This is a genomic window from Chitinophaga sp. SYP-B3965 (assembly GCF_009647655.1).
GTDB lineage: Bacteria > Bacteroidota > Bacteroidia > Chitinophagales > Chitinophagaceae > Chitinophaga.
This window is the reverse complement of record NZ_WJFD01000001.1, coordinates 537626-563289: the sequence shown is the minus strand read 5'-3', so window position 1 is coordinate 563289 and position 25664 is coordinate 537626. Positions and strand designations below refer to the sequence as shown.

The 25664-nt window shown below is 46.2% G+C and carries 14 protein-coding genes; 7 read left to right on the top strand and 7 right to left on the bottom strand.

Translation table 11 applies throughout. The annotated features are described in order from the left end of the window. Position 1: 1 nt before the first annotated feature. The 5 genes from GFS24_RS02150 to GFS24_RS02130 form a co-directional block, all read right to left on the bottom strand. The gene (locus GFS24_RS02150) at positions 2–2845 is read right to left on the bottom strand and encodes a glycoside hydrolase family 38 C-terminal domain-containing protein (protein ID WP_153657927.1); all 2844 of its coding nucleotides are present in this window, start codon (positions 2843–2845) and stop codon (positions 2–4) included. A 12-nt stretch (positions 2846–2857) separates the two neighbouring features. Continuing rightward, positions 2858–3805, bottom strand: coding sequence for a LamG domain-containing protein (locus GFS24_RS02145; protein WP_153657926.1), 948 nt, complete (start codon positions 3803–3805; stop codon positions 2858–2860). Between the two features lie 17 nt (positions 3806–3822). Beyond that, positions 3823–5451 (bottom strand): RagB/SusD family nutrient uptake outer membrane protein, encoded by a 1629-nt coding sequence (locus GFS24_RS02140; RefSeq protein ID WP_153657925.1) that lies wholly within the window; start codon positions 5449–5451, stop codon positions 3823–3825. A 10-nt stretch (positions 5452–5461) separates the two neighbouring features. Then, positions 5462–8401 carry a SusC/RagA family TonB-linked outer membrane protein gene (locus GFS24_RS02135; protein ID WP_153657924.1) on the bottom strand — a complete coding sequence of 980 codons (2940 nt, stop codon included), beginning with the start codon at positions 8399–8401 and terminating at the stop codon, positions 5462–5464. Positions 8402–8663: 262 nt separating this feature from the next. Then, complete coding sequence (locus GFS24_RS02130; protein ID WP_173002942.1) at positions 8664–11156, bottom strand: kelch repeat-containing protein; 2493 nt, start codon at positions 11154–11156, stop codon at positions 8664–8666. Positions 11157–11511: 355 nt separating this feature from the next. Between GFS24_RS02130 and GFS24_RS02125 the strand changes: the two genes are divergently transcribed. The 7 genes from GFS24_RS02125 to GFS24_RS02095 all read left to right on the top strand — a co-directional run bounded on the left by GFS24_RS02125 (position 11512) and on the right by GFS24_RS02095 (position 24199). Next, entirely contained in the window at positions 11512–13677 is a 2166-nt protein-coding gene (locus GFS24_RS02125; RefSeq protein ID WP_153657922.1) for a GH92 family glycosyl hydrolase, read from the top strand. A 122-nt stretch (positions 13678–13799) separates the two neighbouring features. Continuing rightward, positions 13800–16940 (top strand): TonB-dependent receptor, encoded by a 3141-nt coding sequence (locus GFS24_RS02120; protein ID WP_153657921.1) that lies wholly within the window; start codon positions 13800–13802, stop codon positions 16938–16940. A gap of 10 nt (positions 16941–16950) precedes the next feature. Further along, positions 16951–18840: a RagB/SusD family nutrient uptake outer membrane protein gene (locus tag GFS24_RS02115; protein ID WP_153657920.1), complete on the top strand. Its 1890-nt coding sequence runs from the start codon at positions 16951–16953 to the stop codon at positions 18838–18840. A gap of 17 nt (positions 18841–18857) precedes the next feature. Next, on the top strand, positions 18858–19532 hold the full coding sequence (locus tag GFS24_RS02110) for a DUF3823 domain-containing protein (RefSeq protein WP_153657919.1): 675 nt from the start codon (positions 18858–18860) through the stop codon (positions 19530–19532). A gap of 80 nt (positions 19533–19612) precedes the next feature. After that, positions 19613–20944 carry a glycoside hydrolase family 71/99-like protein gene (locus GFS24_RS02105; protein ID WP_153657918.1) on the top strand — a complete coding sequence of 444 codons (1332 nt, stop codon included), beginning with the start codon at positions 19613–19615 and terminating at the stop codon, positions 20942–20944. A gap of 14 nt (positions 20945–20958) precedes the next feature. Further along, entirely contained in the window at positions 20959–22215 is a 1257-nt protein-coding gene (locus GFS24_RS02100; protein WP_153657917.1) for a glycoside hydrolase family 71/99-like protein, read from the top strand. A gap of 148 nt (positions 22216–22363) precedes the next feature. Then, the gene (locus GFS24_RS02095; RefSeq protein ID WP_153657916.1) at positions 22364–24199 is read left to right on the top strand and encodes a hypothetical protein; all 1836 of its coding nucleotides are present in this window, start codon (positions 22364–22366) and stop codon (positions 24197–24199) included. On the opposite strand, the gene GFS24_RS02090 is transcribed toward GFS24_RS02095, so the two are convergent. Together GFS24_RS02090 and GFS24_RS02085 are read right to left on the bottom strand one after the other, a co-directional pair. Next, entirely contained in the window at positions 24184–24888 is a 705-nt protein-coding gene (locus GFS24_RS02090; RefSeq protein ID WP_153657915.1) for a hypothetical protein, read from the bottom strand. The two genes, GFS24_RS02095 and GFS24_RS02090, sit on opposite strands and share 16 nt — an antisense overlap. Positions 24889–24975: 87 nt before the next feature. Further along, entirely contained in the window at positions 24976–25650 is a 675-nt protein-coding gene (locus GFS24_RS02085; protein WP_153657914.1) for a tyrosine-protein phosphatase, read from the bottom strand. Between the last annotated feature and the right edge of the window lie 14 nt (positions 25651–25664).

Genomic DNA, 25664 nt, shown 5'->3' with positions numbered 1-25664 from the left:
CTTATTTAGTTTCTACACGTATCATGATGACACCCTTGCCCGGTAATTCAACACGATCTTCCAGTTTCTTGTTATATTCTTCCAGCATATTACTTGACCAAATATTGATCGCCGCTGTTTTTCCTTTTAAGGTTACCACGGCAGGCTGTTCCTGTGTATTCACCAGTTGCACCATTACACCTTTCCCATCTGCTGCAGGTTTAATGCTTTCCACATACACGGCTTTGCCATCAATGGAAAAGAAAAGTGATTCAACCACAGGGCCTGCTGCCGGTGTTGCCACCAGGGGACGATGATTACTTAAACCACGCTGATTAGCAGCGGCTACATCATACGCATCATGCACCTGCAGGGAATAACGGAAAACAGTCACCCCTTCCTGGTCTCTCCGGAAATTGGTATGCCAGAGATTGTTCATTACCCAGGAATAGATAGCCGGACTTTGCTCCATGTAACTGATCCATTTGGGGGAACGGGTTAAACCGCCCAGCAATCCTGCACTCGTTTGTGTACCGATCTCAAACAATGGTGCATCCAGGCTGGACCAGGTAACGCCAAACTCTTTATTCGATACATCTACCCAACGTTGTACGGAATACCAGTTCCGATTAGCATTTTGCAACTGATCTTCTTCTGCCGCGATACTGCCCCATGGAATATTATACCGCACCTGCGCGCCAGGTACCTTGAAAGGAAATGCGAAATCCACCCCTTCTTTTGCAGGTACTGCTTTTTTATCCAGTGTGTTGATGATCTCCACACGGTCCACTCCTGCTGTCAGCCTCACTTCCCGGCTCAGCGCATTAGCGCCGGGTGCGTCGGAAACTGCTTCAAGGCTTACCACCAATGGTCCCTTCTCTTTGATCGTGATCTTTGCCGGGCCGGCAAACTGGATCTTCTCTTTCGCTGCATCCGGCAGGTAAGTATATTGGTTCAATCCACCGGAATCTGCAAGGTTACGTCCTGCTTTTTCCAGGCTGATGATGTGGCCGGTTTTCTCATCCAGCTTTATCGAGTAGAATTTATTCTGTAAAGTAGTGGCGCTCACTGTAGCACGTTCTCCCACATAAGCCTTGCCGCTATGAATGGTAAAACGTTGTTTAGAAAACGCAGCGATCTTTACCAGCGCCGCCAGTTCTCCTGTGCTTAAACGCTGGGAAGGAACACTCTTGCCGTTCACATCTTTTACAAGGTCTCCTGCTTTACTTTGTTCCGCAGGGATCAACACAACATCTGTACGCTCCTGTCCTAATGTATTATATACATCTATGCCATTAGCAACGGCGTCTGAAGCGGCTGCTTTTGCCAGCAGGTCCTTTGATTGCGCCAGGCCGGTGAGTGCAAATCCCTGTTTGTAACTCCATTGCGCAATGGCTTTGGGATCCTCAGGATTAGATACGCTGTTATGCGCGCCCCAGGTATGCTCATTGAACATGAGCACATTGTTCCAGGCCGTATCAAAATCGCTTGCAGGGAATGCTTTTTTATTACGCAATGCCCAGATCGCTTCTGCCTGCAGCAACCTGTCTGAGTTGTTACGGTTGATGCCCGTTTCCCTTGCTGCGGAAGCAATACCATCCGTCCAGTATTCTGTATAGTCACCGGATACTACAGGTACTTTATCGCCATACGCTTTCTCAAAATCATGAAAGAAATCTTTCGTGGAAGTGATCACCAGCTGCGGGGAAGAATATCGTTCATTCCATTCCTTCACGGCATCCGGCAACTCCGGATCAATGGGTGCATTATCACTCATAGCCCAGGTGAGGATGGTCATGTTGTAAGGGAATAATTTCTGATCCAGCTCTCCCAGGTAATTAAAGAGGAATGGATTAAGGAAGTTCTCAGAAGGTTTGCCGGTATAGAAAGGCAAAGGATCTTCCACGGTAAAGAAGTTAGGGATCTTGTTGCCTTTCAGGGAATACCCGATAGAGTAAGGAGAACTTTGCCAGTAAAGCAATTTCTGCCCTCCGGGCGATAACCAGTAGAAAGGCCTGTCCCGCCACTTATAGGAATTACCGATGCGGTCTCCGGCATTGGGTGCGCCCCAGAAATACTTTATACCGGTGATATCTGCCTGGCTGGATAAACCCCATGAAGCACCGGGTACATCTCCCTGGAACATGGTATGAATTTCCACACCATGCTCTTTTGCGGTTTTCACGGCTGAATGGAACATCTGCATCAATTGGCGGGAATCTGTGATACTGGTATTGATATTGGCATATGCCCCGTCAATATTGATCCAGCCTTTCTTCACGGCTTCCCAGAACGCTTTCTTCTTTGCTTCATCTGCACCCGCCAGGTAATGGTCCACTACCCAGAAAGCTTCTGTATTCCATTTGAAACGCGCGCCTTCCGGATACTGCTCCGTTTTCTTTGCGATCTTGATGGCTTCATCAATATTATCCAGGTGGATCTTCATCACCTTCGCCTGCACATTGGTATAACCAATGTCCACATGCGAATGCGGCAGCAGGTATACTTTCCATTTTTGTGTGGGCGCTACCATGCAGCGGCCGTTATAAGTTCTGCCATCAGTTGTTACCTGTACGGACAATTGTGTTTCCCTGTTTACCGGCCCACCAGGCAAAGGCAGTTCAAATACTGCTATTCCTTTTTCACTGGCTGGTATCAGCACACTGTCCTTCAGTCCGTTAAAATCCATCCGCACCGTTGCTTTTGCATAACTGTTGCCACCATGAAAGAGCAGGCGCACCATCCGGTTGCCATTTTTTAAATAAGCTACCGTAGGTTGCAGTTCAATGCCTGTATACACGTTCTGTGCAGCTGCTATTGTAAAACAACAAATGCCTGCCAGCAACAACAAACTTTTCTTACTCATAGTTATTCTCTTTTATTCCCAGGTAACGTTCGTACCTGCTGCTGAAAAATTGCCTGTCTTATCTTTCACCGTTAACCCAAGGTTCAGGTCAAAAGGCCAATATGCCACGATGCCTGTTTCTGTTCCTGTCAATACCTTATCCTTGTTATTAAGGACCTCTGCGGCGGTTAAAGGTACTTTCCAGAAACGTACATCCTTTATGTTTCCATGCATGGCCCGCTGATCTCCTGAACTAAACTGGAAGTTGCGGGACATGCCCATAAAAAAGGGTGAGGTTTCCACTGTTTTTGGTGTGATCACTGTGCCGGAAGTAGCCGTAGCAGCTTCCACACCGTCTATATATACTTTGATAGTGGTACCATTAAAGGTAAATGAAATATGGTGCCATACGTTCACCTGTACCGCGTTATTAGCTGTACCCGCGCCAAACCAGGAACCACCGTTCACGTAACATTCTACTTTACCTGCTTTGGTATAGCGCATCAGGATGCCTGTTGTTCCATCATCACAGGTAATAAAACTGCCCAGGCTGGCGGTACCGTCTGTATTGAGGTCTGTGAGTTTCACCTTACATTCAATGGTGAAGGACTTCACATCCGGCACCAGCGTTTTCAATGTGCCCAGGTCAAAGTAAGCGCCGTTCGCAAATTTAGGCACACCGGCTTTTACTTTGTTATTGTTGAATGCAGTAATAGCCAGTTCCAGTTTCTTCTTTGCATTGGAATAAGCTGTATCTGTACCCGAGTTTTGCAGGATGAAGTTGGCCCAGTCCACCTGCGTTTGCAGGGTAACTTTAGAGCCGGGGGCCGTCATTCCCAACTCCGTTCCCTCTACTGTTTTTTCGATCAGTTCTTTTGTAGACGCGATGATACTCACCAGGTCATTCTTGAGGGCGGAAGGAGTTTCATCCTTTTTACAGGCGGTGAAAAGTACAAGCAGTATAAATAGTATCTTTTTCATGTTGGAAAGTTTTGATATTAGAAACCATACCCCGCATTCTGGCCGAGTGTGGAAGGATCAGGCATACCATCAAACTGGCTCTGCGGCACAGGGCGCAGCATATGGAATGGCTGGATGTAAGCGCTGGCTTCCGGATTGTAAGACCTTACCCTGGTGATCAGTGTATTGGTACGCTTGAGGTCAAACCAGCGCATCATTTCACCACCCAGTTCACGGGCACGTTCATCGAGGATAAAATCCACCGTCATCATGGAAGCATCTACATCCATTTCTATTTCATGACCGGGTATCGTAGCACGGTCACGGATCACATTCACATCGTCTGCAGCAAGGCCTGTCTGCCCTTTCATGATATAAGCTTCAGCCCGCATCAGGTAAATATCTGCGAGGCGGATCACGGAATAATCTTCCGCGCTGTTCTCTGTAGATAACGCACCCGGCCGGGTATGATCATCAAACTTTTTAAAACCGATGAATACTTTAGGGTCTTTAGGGATGCCATTTGCACTGTAAAGATCATTCACATCCTTCGCGGTATAACGGTTCACCGCCCTTGCCCTGTCTGCTGCCGAGAATACATAAGGCACAAAGAACAAGGCTGTATCCACATAAGGTGTTACCTGCAAAGGCAGTTTATTAGTGGGTTTGTTATAATACCATACTGTCTGGAAACCATCTTTCCAGCGCGCATCTGCCTGCTGGTTAAAAAGGCCCAGGTAGAATTTGGATGCTACCATTTGCACACCACCATAACCCGTCCAGATCAATTCTGTTTGTATGCCGGGGAACTGGTCAATGAAAGGAGAAAAAGCCTGGAACCAGAAGTTAGCGCCTGCCTGGTTAAAGCTTTTATCTTTCCCCCAGTTCACCTGCCATATGAATTCCTTGCTGCGGTCCAGACCTGCATTCCAAAGGTCTTTCCATTGAGGGATGAGGGCGTAGTTATAATTCTTGATCACATTGGTGCTGTATTCTATCACCTTATCCCAATCCTTGTGGTATAAATGCACACGCGCAAGGAATGCTTCCACTACCGGTTTGGTAATACGACCGGTTTCTGTAGCGGTTGGCGCTACCATGGTCACTGCATCATTGAGGCACTTCAGTATTTCTGTATAGAATTCTTCTTCTGTACTGCGTGCAGCTATTAAACCTTCGTTATAATCTGTTGTTTTAGGTAAGTGTACACCACCCCAGGTATTCACGATGAAGAAAAGGAAATACGCTTTTAACGTTAAGGCCTCTCCCATCTTTTGGTTCTTTGTAGCTTCTGATTTCCAGGTGATCTTCTGCCCCTGCTCCAGGAAATAATTGGCATTCCACACACCTTTGTAATAGTGGTTCCACATATTACCGTTCAGGCCGAATTGTGCATCCAGCGTACGGTATTCTGTTAACTGCACGTTGCCGTTACCGCCGCCGCGTAACCAGATGTCTGTTCCGCTCTCCGTCATGTAACCCAGGTTACCACTGCCATATCCCATCAACCGCAAACGGTCATATAAAGAGTTCAGCAAAGTAATGGCGCCTTCTTCTGTTTTGAATACCTGCGTTGTAGCGCCATAAGATTCTTCATCCAGGTATTTCTTGCATGCTGAAAATGATAACAAAAACAAACATGCATATAATAGTGATAACTTTTTCATGCTTCCTGTTTTAAAAAGTCAGGTTAAAACCTACATTATAAATCACTTCCTTATCGGCCAGTCCGCCCTCTGCCGTATAACGCCAGTAGCGTAAAGGTTCTGCCGCAGATACATAGATCCGGGCACGTTCTGCTGTGGGGATCAGTTTAGTGAAAGTGTATCCCAGCGTTACGTTACGCAGGCGCACAAAATCATTCTTGTAATAACCGATAGCAGAGATATAATCGAGCGAGCTTCTGCCGGCCAGTGGTTGCGGATATTTATTGGAAGGATTATCCGGTGTCCAGTAATCTATCTTCGCAGCATTGAAACGGCCCATGTCCCCTGCCCAGCGGGTAGTACTCCAGTCATCGCGTGTTAAAGCGCCTATTTCAGAATACACATCCAGCATGAGGTCAAAGTTGTGGAAGTTGAGGGTGGTAGTGAGGGAAGATCCCAATGTAGGGCGTTCTGTACCAATGATCTTACGGTCATTTCCTGTAATAGCGCCATCGCCATCCAGGTCTGTTATTTTGATCTCACCTGGTTTCCGACCGTAGATAGCAGCAATATGTGCTTCATTGGTTTGCCAGATACCCGCGGCTACATAATCGAACGTAACACCATTCACCGGGTAACCTACCCACCAGCCGTTCTGGATATCTTTCGTTAAACGGGGATCATAGAGTTCCGTGAGTTCTTCTTTGTTATGATAGAAGTTAAGGCCCAGGCTCCAGCGCAGATCTTTCTGATCTATGGCCACTGCATTCAGGGTGATCTCAATACCGGTGTTCTGTGATTTGCCTATGTTGGCCCATACGTTATTAAAACCTGTGGTATAGGGCAGTTTACGCCTGTTCAGCAGGTCTGATGTTTTGGATTTATAGAAGTCAACACTACCGGTGATACGATCTTCGAACAATCCGAAATCAACACCCACGTTCAGCATTTTTGTTTTCTCCCATTTCAGGGTTTCCACCCCTAACTGATCAGGTTCCAATGTAGGATAAGGTACATCTCCCGTTGATCCGCCAAAGACTACGTAACGGCTCAATACCGCGCCATAAGTGGCATACGGACTGATAGCATTATTACCAGTTAAACCATAACTCGCCCTTACTTTAAGATTGGAAACTGGTTTTACGTTGAAGAAAGGTTCTTCACTGATATTCCATGCAGCAGCAATGGAGGGAAAATAATCCCAGCGATTGCGTGGTGCCAGTTGTGATGCACCATCATAACGCATGGTTCCGGTAAGAATGTAGCGGTCTTTATAACCATACTGTACACGGCCTACATAAGACAGTTGCTGAGAACGCACAAACTCACTGGCCATCGTTTTATTCTGCGTTAACGCATCGATGTTAAACCATTTGTATTGCGCCAGTGCCTGATCGCTGCCGGAAGCGCTGTTACTCAAACTTCTGCTCTCCTGTAATTCAAACACACCAAATGCATCGATGGAATGATCACCGAATGTTTTCTTATAGTTCAGGATACTGTTCATGGCATAACGGGAGCTTTTACCATTGCTCACCGAAGCCTGGTTCAATGCCTCTGCGAATACAGCAGAACGGTTATCTACATAAGATCCTGCATCTGTGAACACCTGGTCCATGGAAACATTGGTTCTGAAATTCAGGCCGGGCATCAGGTCGATGCTAATGAAAGCTTTTATGAAAGCCTGGTAGGCAGAAGATTGAGAATCCCATGCATCCCTGTTCTCATCCAGGAAAGGATTTTTGAGCAATGAATCCCCGATAGGGAAAGCGATCAGTTCACCGTTCTCATCATACAGGTCTACTGTAGGAATGAAACGGAACAGGCGGTATCCAAAGCTGCCCGGTTCCTGCTGTTGCTTTTCATAAGAAAGGCGGCTGGATAAACCGATGCGGATATTCCTGCGGATCTGCATATCATGATCTGTGGAAAGAATGAACCGGTCGTATTTAGACATGTTATCTCCCCGCGCTTTATTATTCAGGTAGTTGAAGGCGATCTTCTGTGAGCCTCTTTCACTTCCGGAAGTAAAGGTGACCGTAGTATTGGTCTGGAAGCCGAGTTTGTTGTAATAATCTTTGGCAAAGTTATTATCCACCTCGCCCAGTTTATCCAGTTCCACGGAAGAGAAGATCTTGGAATCATCTGCAGTGGAGTTCCAGATACCTGCAGCCCTGTTGGCATCTCTTTTAAACTGGATGTATTCTGCCGCATTCATATTGCGGAGATTACCCCAGTAATATTTGCCTACCCCTGCATAAGAATCTACAGAGATGCGGCTCTTTCCTTTGATGCCTTTTTTAGTGGTGATCACGATGATACCGTTGGCACCTCTTGATCCGTACAAGGCTGCAGAGGAAGCATCCTTGAGTACATCCAGGGAAGCAATATCATTTTGATCGATGGTGTTGAGGGAACCATAATAAGGCATCCCGTCTACGATCAGCAGTGGTGTGTTGCTGGCTGCAACAGAACGGTTACCGCGGATGCGGATACTGCCGGCATCAGAACCTGTAGCCCTTACCCCGGCCAACCCAACGAGGCTGCTCACCACGTTGTTACTTTGCATACGGGTCAATTGTTCCGGGCCCATAGAAGCTACGGCGCCGGTGAGGTCTTTCCGGCGAACGGTGGTATACCCTATCACCACCAGCTCTCCCAGTTTATGGGGATCTGCCTGGATGGAGATGTTGATCACATTCCTGCCGGCTACGGCAATTTCCTGTGTGAGGTAACCAATGCTGCTGGTCACGATGGTATCTGTGGCAGCATTTAAGGATAGTGTAAATTCTCCGTTTGCACCAGATACAGTGCCAAGGGTCTTGTTCTTAACCCTGATCGCTACGCCCGGGATCTTTGTTTGCGTAACGGCGTCCGTAACGACTCCCTTCACTACATCCTGTGCATACCCTTCCAGGGCAAACAGCAAACATAGCATGCAGAGCAGTCGTCTGAGTAAAGCACTTTTCATAAGTGACTGATTTTGATTAGTTGTGTAGATAAAATGATTGATTTCCTCCGTGGATTGCTTCTAGTCATGTACATACAATTAAACTATGATCAAATAGTTGAATTGTAGCGATTTCAGTTGATACTCTAAGGTTTTGTTGTGTTAAGTTATTGCTACTATGTACAAACATATATACAATGTTCAAACAAAGCAAATTATTTTTTGCCTCAGTGAGGTAAACATTTTAGCAAAAAAGGGCTGTAAATGAAGAGGGATCTGCGGTTTAGGCTTCTAAAGTTATTTCTGTGAAACTGCGGCCAAACTCCTGGCCATAACTTTCCTTGTATTCTTTGGCGAATTTGAGATAGGTATCCTTCGCCATTTTATGCCGGCCGGAGATAATGAGGCAGCGGCATTTATACCCCAGGGCTTCTTCATTGAGATTATCAAAATGAAGGATGGCATTGGTGACCTTTACGATGAACTCTGCTTCGCTTTGCAGATCTGTAACGGTGATGTATTGCAGAAGCAGGTCTGTGACCTGACCGGAGATGTCTGCTTTGATATCATCCAGCCATTCATAATGAACGGTTTTCAGGAAGGAACCACGATGTACGATCTGCAAAAGATCATTCACGGCAGGTTTCTGCAGCGCGGGTTTATGCGCCATCCATTCTGTATAACGCTGGTAATCTATCTTCATGGAATCCCGGAGGATCTCGAACTTCCATTTGCCGGACTCGCGCCCGATGTGGCAGTCGCCTATCTTTTCCAGGATCGCTTTTAGTTTCACAATGTTCACAGAGTAGTTGTTCCGCGCATCTTTCGCGGACTTATCACTCCACAGGGCTTCGTATAGTTCTTCTGAAGAAATACCCTTGCCATCTTTATAAGTATAGATGAGCAGCAGCAGGAACAGTTCCTTTAATAAAGGCGTGAACTGTTTCGTGATGTCGTTCCCGCTTTTATCAAATACTTCAAACTGCCCGAAAAGATAAATGGTGGACAACTCCGGTTCTGCTTCCGGCGCTTCTTCATCGGGCAATAGTACTGCCCGTTCAGCAGGCGCGGCTGTTTTCTTTTTACGGCGGAAACTGAAGGCCACCAGGAGGATCACCATGCCGCCGGCAATGTACATCCAGAAACCAAAACGCCGTTTGCCGGCAGGCGCAGGTTCTGCCACCACCGGGTTTGGCGGGAAGTCCAGCGTATAGATCTTTACACTGGTGATGTCATCTTTCTCATGATAAAGTGTTACTGTCACCAGCTTTTTGCTCATGGGGCAATAATACAGATCTGCATAAGAACGGATATCGTAAAAAGAATAAGGAATGGTATCTCCCATCAACTGGTAGGAAGGCGTTTCCAGCGATCCTTTGATAAGCTGCAATTTGGAATTGAATTTATCTGTAGGATAGATCAATGTATAAAAATCACGGCTGCCCGGATCAATGATCAGGCTATTGGCAAAGCAGAACTGGCTGGCAGGTTCCGGCAAATGATAGATATGTGTAAAGGACCTGTTGCGGATGCTGTAAGCCATCAGGTCGTAATTATACTTTGGGTTAATGGCCTGGTCTCCGGTATTGCTGCCATATCCGCCCATAATGTAAGCAGTATCTGTGGCGGCGTTTGTACCTACAGCTGCCAGGTAACGGGGCATGAAGGTATCTCCCTGTACGGCGATGGTATCCCATTGCCGGGTTGGGATATGATAACGCTGTACTTTTTTCTTGTATTGCAACTGGCCATATCCGCCTATTATATAAATAGCGGTGTCTACAGCAGAATAGAATTTATTGGCCTGCCAGTATTCCGTGAGTTCTCCTGTCGCAAAGTTCTGGTCCCAGGTGCGTGTAGCCGTATCATAAGTACTTACTTTCTGCTGATCTATATAGAAGTTATACAGCCGTTTGTCAAAAACAGATTGATTACCTGCTGGTAAAACCCCGCGGTCTTTGGCCAGCGATACACCGGTAAAACGAAGGTCCTTGAAACTAAAACGGAAGAGGGAATCTTTGGATACGATATATAATACCTCCTGTTGTTTATCAAATGCTACACTGGGACTTCCGCTGATAGTAGCGGTTTTAACAGATACCCAGTTCTGGTGCCGTGGTTTTACCCAGTCCGGGTTCCTGATCACGGCAATCCTTTTCCCTACACTGTCTCCCGCCTCTGTTCCTCTCACTTCAGATAAGGGGAAGTAATGCTTCACCTTACCGTCTTCCAGGATGCGGATATCTTTAACACTCATGGGTGGTGTGTCCAGTGTCTGGTAACCTTCATAATTATTGGTGCCAAAGAAAATCTGGCAGCAGGGGCTTTTATAGAGGTTCACCTTGCCTTTGCAGATGAATTTATCGTTGAGATAGAAGGAGGCTTCCTGTTGCGGTTCATCAAACCGTACGCTGAACTTGCTCCAGCCGCCATATAAATGGAGGGTGTCTATGGTCACGCTGCCGGCAAATGTTTCGCCGATGATAAAGTTGAAGGTGGCCAGTCTTTGATTGTACACCACGTCGATATTCTGGCGGTTGCCGGTGATCACGCGCATGATATAACCGAAATAGGTCTCCATGTTCGGCCTGAATTGCAGGTCGAACGAAATTTCGGTGCCATTATGTAAACAGATCTCTTCTGCAGGTGTCAGGTGAAGGGAGGTTCTTTTTTCAGGTACTACTTCATGACTTGAAAAGCCTAAGCCATGCGATTGGCTGAAACCGGCATGGCAGACGAGGAGGATAGCGCTTAAACAACAAATTATTTTCCACATGGGAGACCAAAAAGCTTCTTTGCATACAAAATACTCATTTTTCTCGGTCGAAACGCGACGATTCCTGATCATACGGCCAATCTACATTAATTCTATAACGGGAAGGTTCAAGATAAAGATATTTTGAGATTTTACGCATTGGTGTAGTGGCTACACTTAACTATATTCAATTAATTAATGCACTAATTTCCCAGGTAAGTGAAAAATCCATCTTCTACAACTAACTGAATTACAATGCCATCTAACCTTTTTGAAAATTAATTTCCCTATTAGTTACTTCATTAACCGTTTTGTTAGTGCATGCTAAGTTTCTTGCATACAGATTCCACTTATTAAAAGAAATGATTCCCAGGTTATGAAGAAAACTGTATTCCTTCTGCTGGCATCGTGCCATTTATCGATGGCTGGGCTTGCACAACAACCACTAGATTATGTAGATCCAACAATTGGCAATGTAGGCCAGTTACTGGAACCTACCCGGCCTACGATCCAGTTGCCCAACCAGGTGATCCGGATGGCGCCTCAGCGAAAAGACTACCTGGATGATCAGATCGCCAGTTTTCCGTTGACGATCGTATCACATCGTTTAGGCCAGGTGTTTGCTTTAAAGCCAATTGCCACTGCAGGTAAAATGACGTACGATCATGACCTGGAAGTGCTGAAGCCCTGGTATTACAGTACTTATCTCGTAGATAATGATATAACGGTGGAGTTCACTCCGGCAAAAAAAGCAGGCATCTTCCGTTTTACCGGTACCCAAACGTTGCTGCTGGATGTATATAATAATGGGCAGGCAGCCTATACATTTCCTTCCGCCACGGAAATAACCGGACTGGAAACTTATCATGGAGATATTAAGGTGTATATGTATGGTGTGTTCAATGCATCTGCTTCTCACAGCATCCAGGGCAAGAAGGCAACCATCACTTTCCCTTCCTCCACAAAGAACATTGAGTTCAGGTATGCTATCAGCTATGTGAGTGCCGCACAGGCAAAGAAGAACTTTGAAGAATTAAAGGGCCGGTCTTTCCAGCAGGTGTCTGACGATGGTAAGAAGACCTGGGATGGTGTGATCTCCCAGATCAAAGTAGAAGGCGGTACTGAAGCACAGAAACGTTCTTTCTATACTGCCCTCTACAGATGTTATGAAAGGATGGTGGATATTTCAGAAGATGGCAGCTATTACAGTGGTTATAATAAACGCATCAATACAGACACCCGCCCGTTCTATGTAGATGACTGGTCCTGGGATACTTACCTGGCCCATCACCCGCTGCGGATGATCCTGAACCCGGCGCAGGAAGCAGACATGCTGCAATCTTATGTACACATGTACGAGCAAAGCGGCTGGATGCCTACTTTCCCGGTATTGTTTGGCGATCATGCCTGCATGAACGGATTCCATTCTTCTGTGGTGTTCCTGGATGCTTACCGGAAAGGCATAAAGAACTTTGATGTATCCAAAGCATATGAAGGCATGCGTAAGAATGCTACAGACGCTACCATGCTGCCCTGGGCCAACGGACCCAAAACAGCACTGGATGATCATTACCATGCCAAAGGATACTTCCCTTCTTTAAAACCCGGTGAAAAAGAAACCATTCCGCAGGTGCATTCTTTTGAAAAGAGACAAGCCGTAGCGGTGACACTTGGCAATAGTTACGACGACTGGGCACTTTCCCAACTGGCCCTTGACCTGGATAAAAAAGAAGATGCAAAGTTGTTTGCACCAAGAGGACAGAATTACAAAACACTCTGGCATCCGCAAAAACAACTGTTCATGCCAAAGGATATACAGGGCAACTGGATCAATATAGATCCAAAGTTTGACGGCGGTATGGGCGGCAGGGAATTCTATGATGAGAATAACGGGTACACCTATAAATGGCAGGTGCAGCAGGATATTCCGGGCCTCATCAGTTTAATGGGTGGCAAGAAAGGTTTTGAAGCACAGCTGGATCAACTGTACCGGGAAGACCTGGGCCGTTCCAAATATGCTTTCCAGGGAACTTTCCCGGATGCTACGGGTTTAGTGGGACAATTCTCTATGGGTAATGAACCAAGTTTTCATATCCCTTATCTCTACAATTTTACAGATGCGCCCTGGAAAACACAAAAGCGCACACGTTTTCTTTTAGATGTATGGTTTAAGGACAACATCTTTGGTATCCCCGGTGATGAAGATGGTGGTGGCATGACGGCTTTTGTGGTGTTCACGGCCATGGGCTTCTACCCTATTACACCCGGTTTGCCGGTGTACACCATCAGCAGTCCTGTGTTCAGTAAAGTGAGCATTGATCTGCCCAACGGTAAACAATTCCGCATCACGGCAAAGGGATCATCTGTGATCAATAAATATATTCAAAGTGCAAAGATGAACGGCAAGGAACTGAACACGCCTTTCTTCACCCACGAACAACTGGTGAACGGCGGCCACCTTGAACTGGAAATGGGGCCCAAACCCAATAAGCAATGGGGTACCGATGCGAGCTATGATCCGAAAGTACTGTCAGCGAAATAATTATTAATCCATCATAATTTACAATTACGACTTATGCCTTTCTCTCATTTTTTACCGCCATAGTATGTGCGACTGTAACCAAGAACAGTGAAATAACCATAATTCAACCAAACACTAACGTTATGAAAAAAATCTATTACCTATTGATGCTGCTCAGCATTTTTCCGCTCTGTGCCCTGGCACAACAGAAAACCATCAGTGGGAAAGTGACTGACGCCAAGGACGGCACTGCCTTACCTGGTGTAAGTGTATTCACTACAGATGCCGCTGGCAAAAGAACAGGGGTTACCACCAATACACGCGGAGAATATTCTTTGAATGTTCCGGCCGCGATCAATGAAGTATTTTTTGTTTACCTGGGCATGAACACTGTCACCGAAAGGATCGATGGCAGAACCACTATTAATGTAACTCTCACTGCTTCCGATGCACAATTGGAACAGGTAGTGGTAGTAGGTTATGGTACCCGGAGAAAAGAAACACTTACCGGCGCGGTAAGTAATATCACGGCTAAAGACATCCAGACCACCACGAATATCAGCTTAGCACAAAAATTACAGGGAAAGGTTGCCGGTTTGCAGATCCGCCAGTTAGGCGGTGAGCCCGGTACTTTCGATAACATGATCAACATCCGTGGTTTTGGTACACCGCTCTTTGTTATTGACGGGATTGCCCGCGACGGAGGAAGTGAATTTCAGAGACTGAATCCGGATGATATTGAAAGTGTGTCTTTCCTGAAAGATGCCTCTGCCGCTATTTATGGTTTACGCGCTGCCAACGGGGTAGTGATCGTAACCACTAAAAAGGGTGCTGCCGGCAAAGCCAGTTTCAACTATACCGGTGTGGTAGGTTTCATGCGTCCTACGGATGTGCCTAAAATGGCGAATGCCGCTCAGTTCATGCAAATGCGTAATGATGCGGACATCTTCAAGCTGAATGGTGCTCCTTCCGTTACTAAAGATGAACTGCAAAAATGGATAGACGGCGTGCCTGGCTATGAAAGCACAGACTGGTACGATGTAACGATGAAGGACCATGCTACACAGCAACAGCATAACCTTTCTGCTTCAGGCGGATCAGAAAAAACGCAATACTTTATGAGCCTTGCGTATGCAGATGAAGGTAGTTTACTGAGGAGTAATGACATGAACTACAAAAGGTTTAACCTGCGCAGCAACGTTACCACGGAACTCCACAAGAACCTGAAAGCAGAATTATTTGTTGCAGGACGGTATGATAAAAAAGTAGTGCCGGGTGAGAACTTCTTTAACATCTTTAAAGGAACCCGTGTAACGCTGCCTACAGAAAAACCGTATGCTAATAATAATCCGGAGTACCCTGCGGTAGTAACACCTTCCAATCAGAATCCGCTTACTTTATCCAACAAGGATATCACGGGTTATGGCCAGCAGGTAACAAGGAATGTACAATCTACACTGGCGCTCACTTATACAGTGCCTTTTGTAGAGGGCCTCAGCCTCCGTGCCACTGGTGCGTATGATATGACCAGCTACCAGGCCAAGGATGTGTCCAGACCTTATAAGCTCTTTACCTATGTGAATAATGAGTATGTGGTGAGTCCGCAACGGGGAGGTACCGCTGCTATCACGAATAACTACGGCAACTATAACCAGCTCACTTTGCAGGCGCAGGCCAACTACATCAGGTCGTTTGGTAAACACAATGTTACCGGCCTCCTCGTATTTGAGCAAATGCAGAACTGGAGCAGGGATGCTTACCTGAAGAGACTCTATGAATTCTACACTGGCGATCAGATCGGTAATGCAAGCACTACCGGCCAGGAGAATAACGGTGGTGAAGGTCAAAGCGCTAACCTTTCTTATGTAGGGCGTTTCAGTTATGACTATAACAGGAAATACCTGATAGATTTTGCCTTCCGCCAGGATGGTTCCTATCGTTATCATCCCAGCAAAAGATGGAGTTTCTTCCCTGTGGTGACGGGTGGCTGGAGGATTTCAGAAGAGGCTTTCATGAAAGAAAAATTACCAGTTGTTTCCAACCTTAAAATAAGGGCTTCTTATGGTCTGGTAGGAAATGATGCAGGAAATCCATTCCAGTACATTGCCGGTTTCTCCACAGGTGGTGGTGGCAGGTATGAATTTGAGAACGGTTCCTTAACCAATGGCGCCGCCTCTCCTGCTATCGTAAATGAGCAATTGCAATGGAATACTTCCACGGTAACAGATATAGGTATCGATCTCGGTTTGTTCCGCGGTAAACTGAACATTGAATTTGATGTGTACCGCAGAGACCGTGAAGGCTTGCTGGAGTACAGGAATGTATCTTTACCCAATACCTTCGGCGGTACTTTACCACAGGAGAACTTAAACTCTGATCGTGTACAGGGTTTGGAATTCACGATCACGCATAATAACAAGATCGGAGATTTCTCCTACAATATTTCCGGCAACTTCAACTACTCCCGCACCATGATGCTGTATGTAGAAAGGGGCCCCTGGGCTAACAGCTACTCCAGGTGGAAAAGCGGAAGAGAAAACCGTTACAATGATGTGTTGTGGGGTTATACCTACCTGGGCCAGTTCCAGTCCATGGAAGAAATAAGCAAATACCCTATGCAAAACGGGGAAGCTGCTAACATCCGCGAACTGCCTGGTGATTTCAAATACAAGGATGTGAATAATGATGGCGTGATAGATGGTAATGATGAATTGCCATTATGGATAGGTGCTAATGGTAACAACAATGACCTGAACCCTCAGGGCAAAAACCCCAAGATCAACTATGGTCTTTCACTGAGCGGTTCCTGGAAAGGGCTGGATGTGAACCTCCTGTTCCAGGGTAGTGCAATGTATACTGTTCGCTTTAGTGAAGTGTATGCAGAAGTACTGGCCTTCAGAGGCAACACCCCTGCTTACTTCTTTGACAGGTGGCATAAAGCAGATCCTTATGATCCAAACAGTGCATGGGTAGCAGGCAAATGGCCGGCCAGCAGGTTTAATGGTGATGTAGGTGGTATGTATAAAGAAAGTTCTGTATGGAGAAAAGATGCTTCCTATGTGCGGCTGAAAAGTGTGGAACTGGGTTATACTATCAGCCCAAGGATCTACAAGGCTGCCGGTATTCAACGCATCCGCATTTTCGCCAACGGTTTCAACCTGTTCACCTGGGCAGATTCTTTTGTGAAAGCATTTGATCCGGAAAGACTGGAAGGATTGTTCAATGCAGGGTTCAACTACCCGCTCACCAAGAACTATAATGTTGGTGTAAACCTTAACTTCTAAAGCCATGGTCATGAAAATCTATAAATCAAAAATATTACTGATCCTTACGGGTATGATGCTCTTCAGCTGCAACAGCGTGCTGGAGCTTCAACCAACAGATAAGATCAGAGCAGAAGACCTCTTCGGAGATCCACAGGGTGTTAAGCTGTATATGGCTAACCTGTATTATCAGCTGCCTATTGAAGACTTTGCCTATTTCCGTGCAGGCTTCAATCAGAATGGCGGCGATCCTAATAACGGTGGCTGGGCTCCTGCAATGTCTGCAGATGAAGCCATGCATTCTGAGTTCGGCGATTTTATCGGCGATGGGGATTATCATTACTGGGAACCTGGCTATAAGCTGATCCGGGATGTGAACCTCCTGTTTGATGCTATTCCCAACCTGGCTATCCGTGACGATGAAAAAGCAGTACTCACCGGTGAAGCTTCTTTCATTAAAGCATTTGCTTATTTCGGTCTGGCGAAAAGATATGGTGGTGTTTCCCTCATTAAAGCCACCCAGAAATATACAGGTAATGTAGAAGATCTGAAGGTGCCCCGGAGCACAGAAAAAGAAACATGGGATTATGTAATGGAGCTATGTGATCAGGCGATTGCCAACCTTGGTCCGGTAAAAGGCCGTCGCGCTTCCAAATGGGCCGCGTATGCTTTAAAATCCCGTGCTGCTTTACATGCTGCTTCTATTGCCAAATTTGGCAGCAGGGCGCCCATGTCAGGCAATGCAGTTACACAAAAGCTGGTAGGAATAGATGCTGCTGATGCGGCTGGTTATTATGCTGCCTGCATCGCTGCTTCTGAAGCGATTATGACATCCGGCCAACATTCACTGTATATGCCTAACCCGGCCAGTCCTGCTGTTGCTGCAGAAAACTACCGTGCGTTGTTCCAGAACCCTGAAGTAGCTGCTGAAAATGAAGCGATCCTGGTGAAAGGATTTACATTACCTGGTAATAACCAGGGGCATAATTATGACATCTGGTACCAACCTGCACAGGTTGCCAACGGATGGCCTCACCCGGGCAGGATGAACCCAACGCTGGACCTCGTGGATGCTTATGAAAGCTACACTAACCCAGGCCATGATGCGCCCATCGTTACTACTGTGGAAGGCAGCGTAACAGATTATAATGGCTTCAATCCTGCACTGAATTACATCCGTTTCGATTCACCTAATGATATCTTTAAAAATAAAGATGCACGCCTCTGGGGTACTGCTATCCTGCCGGGCACTGTTTGGAAATCAGCACCCATTATTATACAGGCTGGTTATATCAAACCAGATGGATCATCTGTGATCCGCACCAAGGATCAGATAGATGTAGGTGGTACTACTTACTATACTTACGGCGCGCCCAGCACTACCATGTATTCCGGTTTTGATACCTATGGCGGTAATAATACCCGCACAGGCTTCGGGTTCAAGAAGTTCATGAATCAAAACACGCCTATTGTTCCCGGATGGAACCAGAGCACATCAGACTGGATAGAATTCAGGTATGCAGAAGTATTGCTGAACTATGCGGAAGCAGTGGTGGAAAGTGGTACGGGCAATGCTGCCAATGCAGCCAAAGCTATCAATGATATCCGCAAACGTGCAGGCCATACAGTGGATATTCCTTTAACTGTGGACAATGTACAAAGGGAAAGAAGGGTGGAACTTGCTTTTGAGAACAAACGTTTCTGGGACCTGATGCGCAGAAGGGAATTCCATACTGCCTTCAACAACAGGTTTATGCATAGCCTCCTGCCGCTGGTGGATCTGAGGACCTTACCCGCCAAATACATCTTTGTACGGGTAAATACACCAAACTCCAACACCAGGACATTTGATACCAAAGCCTACTACCGTTCTATTCCGGGCATTGGTGCAAATGGTCTTGTTCAAAACCCGCTGTATTAATCGTAAAACTGATCGTCATGAAAAAACTAAGTTATATACTTCTGATCTCTGCACTGGCGGCCTCTTCCTGTAAGAAGGATAATTACGATGGCCCAACGGCAGGATTATCAGGCAACTTCTTTGATGTGGCCACTAAAGCACTGGTGGAACAGGATATCATCCGGGGTACCCAGATAGAGATCCAGGAGAAAGGTTATGTAGTGCCACAATACCTCATCGTTAAAAACGATGGTACTTATTCCAACACGCTGTTATTTGCCGCTACTTATACGGTGAAACCGATAAGGACAAATTTCATTGCTTTGGAAGCACAGGAAGTAACGCTCAATGGCCAAACCACACTGGATTTTAACGTAACACCGTACATCCGTGTAACGAATGCTTCTATTGTTAAAAGTGGCACCAAAGTGATCGCTACTTTCAAACTGCAGCAAAACGTGATCAATAACGTTAATAAAATAGGCCTGTATGCACATGAAGATTTCCGTGTAGGAGAACCCATGCGCCAGGCAGAAACGGAAAGAGATCTCAATGCGGTATCGGATCCAAATGCTACGTATACACTGGAAATGGATATTCCTACCAAAGACCAGTTAAAAACCGGCAAGTCCTATTACTTCCGTATAGGCGCCAGGATAGATATTGGAGAAGCGCGGTTCAATTATGCACCGACGGTTAAAATAGACTTGTAAAATATTGGGGGCTGATCACCACAACCCGTTTTCACTGTTCTGGTTGTGTGTTGTATCAGCCCCCATTTTAAATTTCCCTCATGAAAAAGTACGCTCTGATATTAGCAGCTGTTTTTTTAACCCTCAGCTGTTCCAAGAAAACCTCCAGCGGTCCGCCCAATCCGCCGGAACCACCAGATCCGCCACCTGTGCAGGAAGTAGTATATGATGAAACCGGCTGCCTGTTCAAATCTTATAACGGATTAGTGATGGCAGGATACCAGGGATGGTTTGCTGCGGAAGGAGATGCTTCCGAAAGAGGCTGGTATCATTTTCAGAATGGTAGCTGCGGCGGATTCAAACCCGGCTGTTCTACTATTGATTTCTGGCCGGACATGACGGAGTATACAAAGACCTATCCTTCACCCTTCCAGTTTGCCAACGGCACTAACGCTAAACTCTACAGCCCTTATGATGAAGAAACCATTGACCTGCATTTCAAATGGATGCAGCAATATGGCCTGGATGGTGTGTTCATGCAACGTTTTGTAGGCGAGATCAAAAACACTAATCCAAAAGGTAAAAGACATTTTAATAAAGTGCTGGAAAATGCACTGAAAGCGGCGAAGAAATATTCCCGCGCTATTTGTGTGATGTATGACCTGAGCGGCTGCTCCCCTGAGGATGTAGCATACCTTGAACAGGACTGGAATGAATTACAGACCCTGTTCAAATTGTTTGACAATGTGCAGAACCCCACTTACCTGCGTCATAATAAAAAACCGCTGGTAGTTATCTGGGGCGTAGGTTTTAATGATAACCGGAAGTATACTATTTCAGATGTAGATAAACTGGTAGATAAGATAAAAGGCCCCACCAAAAAAGTATCTGTGATGTTAGGCGTGCCTTATTTCTGGAGGACCTTAAAAAATGATACGGAGAATTCCACTACGCTGCACACGCTCATTAAAAAAACAGACGTGATCATGCCATGGGCTGTAGGCCGTTACAGTAATGATAATTACACGAATGTAGCGGGCGCAGAACTGGCAGGTGATATTCAATGGTGCGCCACTAATAAAGTGGATTATGTACCGCTGGTATTTCCCGGTTTCAGCTGGGGCAATCTGCGGAACGATCCTTCCCTCTATAATTCTATCCCCCGCCTGAAAGGAGATTTCCTCTGGAAGCAGGTAGCAGGAGCAAAACTGTCCGGTGCAAAATCATTGTACGTTGCCATGTTTGATGAGATAGATGAAGGCACGGCCATTTATAAATGCGCACGGGAAGGAGAATTGCCTTTGCATGCTGATAAACGTTTCGTTGGCATTGATGCAGACCTTCCTTCTGACCATTACCTGTGGCTTACCGGCCAGGCAGTGAAATGGTTCCATGGAGAAGGTACTTATAACAGCACAAGACCCGTAAGATAAAAAGACAGATCAATATGAGACTAACATTCACCGCGTTATTATTATTTGCATCCACTGTTCTCTTTGCGCAGCTGAAACACAGCAAACAAACCAGTTATCCTACTTACAAAGGACTGGTGATGGCAGGCTACCAGGGATGGTTCCGTGCGGAAGGAGATGGTTCCAATGCCCGGCGTTTTGCTTATGGCAATGAAGACCGCAGCGGCATAGACATGTGGCCGGACGTAACGGAGTATGAGAAAACATATAACACGCCCTGGAAACTAAAGAACGGAGAGCCGGCAAAGTTCTTCAGCTCTTATGATAAAAGTTCGGTAGACCTTCATTTTAAATGGATGCAGGAATATGGTGTGGATGGTGTGTTCATGCAACGGTTCTTCAACAATGCCAAAAACCGGGATTCTATTTCCGGTGTTATTATGAAGAATGCCTTTGCTGCTGCCACCAGATACAAAAGAGCGATTGCCGTGATGTATGATCTTTCCGGCCTGAAAGGTTCCGGTGAAGATTGTTCTGCTTTGATAGAAGACTGGAAGTACATGGTAGATCAGCTGAAGGCCACAAACCAGCCTACCTATCTGCATCATAACGGGAAACCGCTGGTAACGATATGGGGCATTGGTTTTCCTGACCGCCCGTATAATATCCGCAACATTGGTTTGGAAAGGCTGATGGATTTCCTGCAGAATGATCCCGTGTATGGCGGATGTTCCATCATGCTGGGTGTACCCACTGCATGGCGTACCCTGAATGCAGATTGCATCAACGATCCCTACCTGCATCAGCTGATCAGGAAATGTGACATTGTGTTGCCATGGACGGTGCAACGTTATTCTCCTTTACTGCATAATGATATGGATCGCTACCGGGATAACCTGATAGATGATCTGGCCTGGTGCAGGGATAATAAAGTAGATTATGTGCCTTGTATCTGTCCGGGTTTTAGCTGGCATAACCTGAGCCGTTATGAGTTTCCGGATGATGTGAAACCGGTGGGTTCTATTCCGCGCCAGGGTGGCCGTTTCTACTGGCAACAGATAGCTACCTCTTTAACAGCAGGTGCATCCATGTTGTACGTGGCCATGTTTGATGAGGTGAACGAAGCTACGGCGATCTTCAAAGGCAGTAATAACCCGCCTGTGAGTACGAAAACTGCTTTTATTGATATGGATGGCATGCCATCAGATCATTATCTCTGGTTAACAGGGGAAGCAGCTAAAATGCTGCGGAGTGAAAAACCGCTGACCTTGAAGATACCAGAGAGGAAATAAGCTGGCCTGCATCCCTGTATCCCAAGAGAGGGTGTGTCTTTTTTTTAAATTTTATAATACCCTGGGGGGCTGTATCATACTTTTGATACAGCCCCTTTTTTTTATACATTTACAGCCATTCCACATTCCACGATAAACTTTTCATTACATGTCAACATCCAGAAGAGGCTTTCTCAAATTGAGTGCTTTGGGCAGCACCGGCTTACTCCTGCCCCATTTACCGGCATTTGCCATGCCTGCAGACAATGAATTACTCACCTTAAGCGACAAGCTGGTACGCCAGTGGGGTGCCAAATTACTGGCCTTACAGGAAAACAATGGTGGTATTAAGTGTCCTGCCTGCGATACTGTACATGGCAGATGCGGGGATGCTATCTATCCCCTGCTCTACATGGCAGATAAAACCGGGGACAAGAAATACGTTGATGCTGTACACCGCCTGTACGACTGGATGGAAGAAATGGTGAGTCAGTCGGATGGCTCCTGGATCAACGAGGCGAAGGTGAACAACTGGAAAGGCATTACTGTTTTCACCTCCGTTACGCTGGTGGAGTCCCTTATTCATTTCGGGCACCTGCTGGATAAGCAAACCATCGAAAAATGGAAGGTCCGTTTGCTGAAAGCAGGGGAATACGTTTACAACACCTTCAGCATCAACTTCGGCAATATCAATTACCCTGTTTCTGCGAGTTATGCTTTGTGCCTGCTGGGCAAATACCTGAACCAGCCGCACTTTATAGAAAAAGGAAAAACACTGGCGCATGAAGCGATGGCTTCTTTTACACCGAAAGACCATTTCCTCTTCGGAGAAGGAAAACCAGTACCCATGGTCAGTGCAAAAGGATGTTATGCAGTAGATCTTGGGTATAATGTGGAAGAGTCCCTTCCTTCCATGATATTATATGCGAAGCTGATGAATGATACGGAGGTATTGAACAAAGCGATACAATCCATGAAAACGCACATGGAATTCATGCTGCCGGACGGCGGATGGGATAATAGCTGGGGCACCCGGAATTTCAAATGGACCTGGTGGGGCAGCAGAACCAGCGATGGCTGCCAGCCCGCTTATGGGCTGATGGCGGACAGGGATCCGGCTTTTTACACAGTGGCCCTGCGAAATACCCGGTTACTGGCACAATGCACACATAATGACCTGCTGCATGGCGGGCCACATTATGTGCAGCATGGCATTCTGCCTTGTGTGAATCATTCCATGGCGCATAGTAAAGCATTGGTCACCCTGCTGATGTCTGCCAAAGAGGTAAAATCCTCTACAGCCAGATTACCCAGGGAAAGCGCTTATGGCGTAAAAGCATTTCCGGATATCTATACCTGGCTGGTCGCGAAAAACAAATGGCGTGGTACGGTTACGGGGTATGACCAGGAGTATGTAATGAAAGGCGGGCACGCCAGTGGCGGCGCTTTGTCCCTTTTATGGCATGAAAATGCAGGGACCATCCTGGTGGCCAGTATGAACAGGTACCAGCTGCAGGAAGCCATTAACATGCAGCCGGATAAAGATCCACGCAGTATGAGCATTACGCCCAGGTTTGAGGTAGATAACTTCCGCAATGTGAATGACCTGAAGGCCACAGTGACAGTAACACAAACAAGTGAGCAGATCGTTTTTAATACCCTCTCTTCCCTGGTGGATGAAAATCAGTCACCGGCACCTGTTGCGGCCTGTGAAACCAGTTATACATTTAGTAAGGATACCGTACTGATCCATGCTACCACTAAAAATGAGCAGGCATCGTATTTCCTCCCGGTGGTTAGTACCAACGACGAAAAGGTCAGCATCCTGTCTGACAATAAGATAGAGATCCGTAAAAAAGGAGGAATTGTGAGGATCGAAGCGAATGCCCCGATGAAGGTCTTAGAGCGGGTCTTTAATTTCGTGCCAGGTATGGAAGCACTTCCTTTACAATTTTCGGCAAGGGATGTTCAGATAAAGATCACGGTTGTTCAAGCTACATCATAAGGAATCCTTACCAGCATTTCTATCTGTCCTTCTCCTATGCCACTGATATCAAAGGTGCCTTCATGCAGCTCTGCCACATAATTGATGAGGCTGCAGATACGCTGATCCAGAAAGGCTTGCAGGTTACCCGGCTCAAAGGTTTTGATGGAGGAGGAAAAGGACTGGTCGCCGGCATTGGCGGTATAGGTGCCGGTGATCACAATGTGATCTGCTTCAAAATTGAATACCAGGGAGGGAGTTGTTTTGTCCAGTGAATTTCTCCGCATACGGAACAGCAGGTTGAGTACCAGCTGTTTCAGCAGGTTTTCATCCACGTACGCTACCTCCCTGTTATTATGCACGTTGAATTTGGCCCACGGTGCAAATAACGGTGCATACCGGTCGTCCCTGAGCAGGTTCCTGAACAGGTGTGAAACGTTGACAGGCAATCTTTTAACGGTGATCGTTTTGTTTAAGATGTGCTGGATGATCCGTACATTCTGCAACAGGAATTCCAGCTCTATCACCTGTAACTTGATAGACCCTGTCTGTCGGCCGATCTTATCGCCTGCAACAGCTCTTTCCCCATAAAGTTCAATTAATTCAACGCTGGATAAAATGCTTGAAAGAATAGACCTTATCTCATGGAAAACATCTTCTATTAATCCCTTGGTATCAGGAAAACTATTGGCTCCGGTGGAGGCTTTCATTATGCAACCCTTGGTTTATGTATTCAGTTTCTAAATACTGCCCTTCCCCTGGCAGGTTAACGTGCTTATTAAAATTACGTTATTTCTTCATAATTGTTCATTTCTGATCAACCCCTTATCCAACAATTTTTCCAGCGAACGGTTCATTTCAAATCCAGAAATTGTATCTACGTGTTTCTGATGATGTACATCTGAACCGATAAAATGAACAAGCCCTTCTTCCAGTAACTGCATCGCCACTTTCTGCACCCTGCTTCCATAATAACCCATTAATGACAACAGGTTCACCTGCAACAGGATGCCCGTTTCAAAGAGTTCCCTGTACACATCAAACTGCTGATGCAGGTACATATATCGTTCCGGATGTGCCAGGATAGGCTCGTACCCTGCCATTTTCAGGTCAAAAAAGATGGTCTTGTAATTGGGAGGATGTGCTATGTAGGAAAATTCCACGAGGATATATTTTCCATTGATGGTGAGCAGTGGTGTTTTGTCTGCCAGCAATGATTCAAAATAATCATCCATCATGTATTCCGCGGCAGCATCCAGTTCTACGGGAATGCCGGCTTTTTCTACAGCAGCCCTCAGTACTTCCAGTGCAGGGAAAATGGTTTCCGCACTATTATAATAGAGGCCGGAGATCACATGTGGTGTGGTGATCAGCTTCTTATAACCCAACGCAGAGAGCTGACGGATCAGCGAAATGGAATCTTCCAGGTGTTTTGCCCCATCGTCCAGCGCAGGCAGCAGGTGTGAATGCATATCATGCATTAATA

What these genes read in the sequence shown, in the direction of transcription:
- GFS24_RS02150 (WP_153657927.1), bottom strand. Translation starts at nt 2,845, where the DNA reads ATGAGTAAGAAAAGTTTGTTGTTGCTGGCAGGCATTTGTTGTTTTACA.
- GFS24_RS02145 (WP_153657926.1), bottom strand. Translation starts at nt 3,805, where the DNA reads ATGAAAAAGATACTATTTATACTGCTTGTACTTTTCACCGCCTGTAAA.
- GFS24_RS02140 (WP_153657925.1), bottom strand. Translation starts at nt 5,451, where the DNA reads ATGAAAAAGTTATCACTATTATATGCATGTTTGTTTTTGTTATCATTT.
- GFS24_RS02135 (WP_153657924.1), bottom strand. Translation starts at nt 8,401, where the DNA reads ATGAAAAGTGCTTTACTCAGACGACTGCTCTGCATGCTATGTTTGCTG.
- GFS24_RS02130 (WP_173002942.1), bottom strand. Translation starts at nt 11,156, where the DNA reads ATGTGGAAAATAATTTGTTGTTTAAGCGCTATCCTCCTCGTCTGCCAT.
- GFS24_RS02125 (WP_153657922.1), top strand. Translation starts at nt 11,512, where the DNA reads ATGAAGAAAACTGTATTCCTTCTGCTGGCATCGTGCCATTTATCGATG.
- GFS24_RS02120 (WP_153657921.1), top strand. Translation starts at nt 13,800, where the DNA reads ATGAAAAAAATCTATTACCTATTGATGCTGCTCAGCATTTTTCCGCTC.
- GFS24_RS02115 (WP_153657920.1), top strand. Translation starts at nt 16,951, where the DNA reads ATGAAAATCTATAAATCAAAAATATTACTGATCCTTACGGGTATGATG.
- GFS24_RS02110 (WP_153657919.1), top strand. Translation starts at nt 18,858, where the DNA reads ATGAAAAAACTAAGTTATATACTTCTGATCTCTGCACTGGCGGCCTCT.
- GFS24_RS02105 (WP_153657918.1), top strand. Translation starts at nt 19,613, where the DNA reads ATGAAAAAGTACGCTCTGATATTAGCAGCTGTTTTTTTAACCCTCAGC.
- GFS24_RS02100 (WP_153657917.1), top strand. Translation starts at nt 20,959, where the DNA reads ATGAGACTAACATTCACCGCGTTATTATTATTTGCATCCACTGTTCTC.
- GFS24_RS02095 (WP_153657916.1), top strand. Translation starts at nt 22,364, where the DNA reads ATGTCAACATCCAGAAGAGGCTTTCTCAAATTGAGTGCTTTGGGCAGC.
- GFS24_RS02090 (WP_153657915.1), bottom strand. Translation starts at nt 24,888, where the DNA reads ATGAAAGCCTCCACCGGAGCCAATAGTTTTCCTGATACCAAGGGATTA.
- GFS24_RS02085 (WP_153657914.1), bottom strand. Translation starts at nt 25,650, where the DNA reads ATGCATTCACACCTGCTGCCTGCGCTGGACGATGGGGCAAAACACCTG.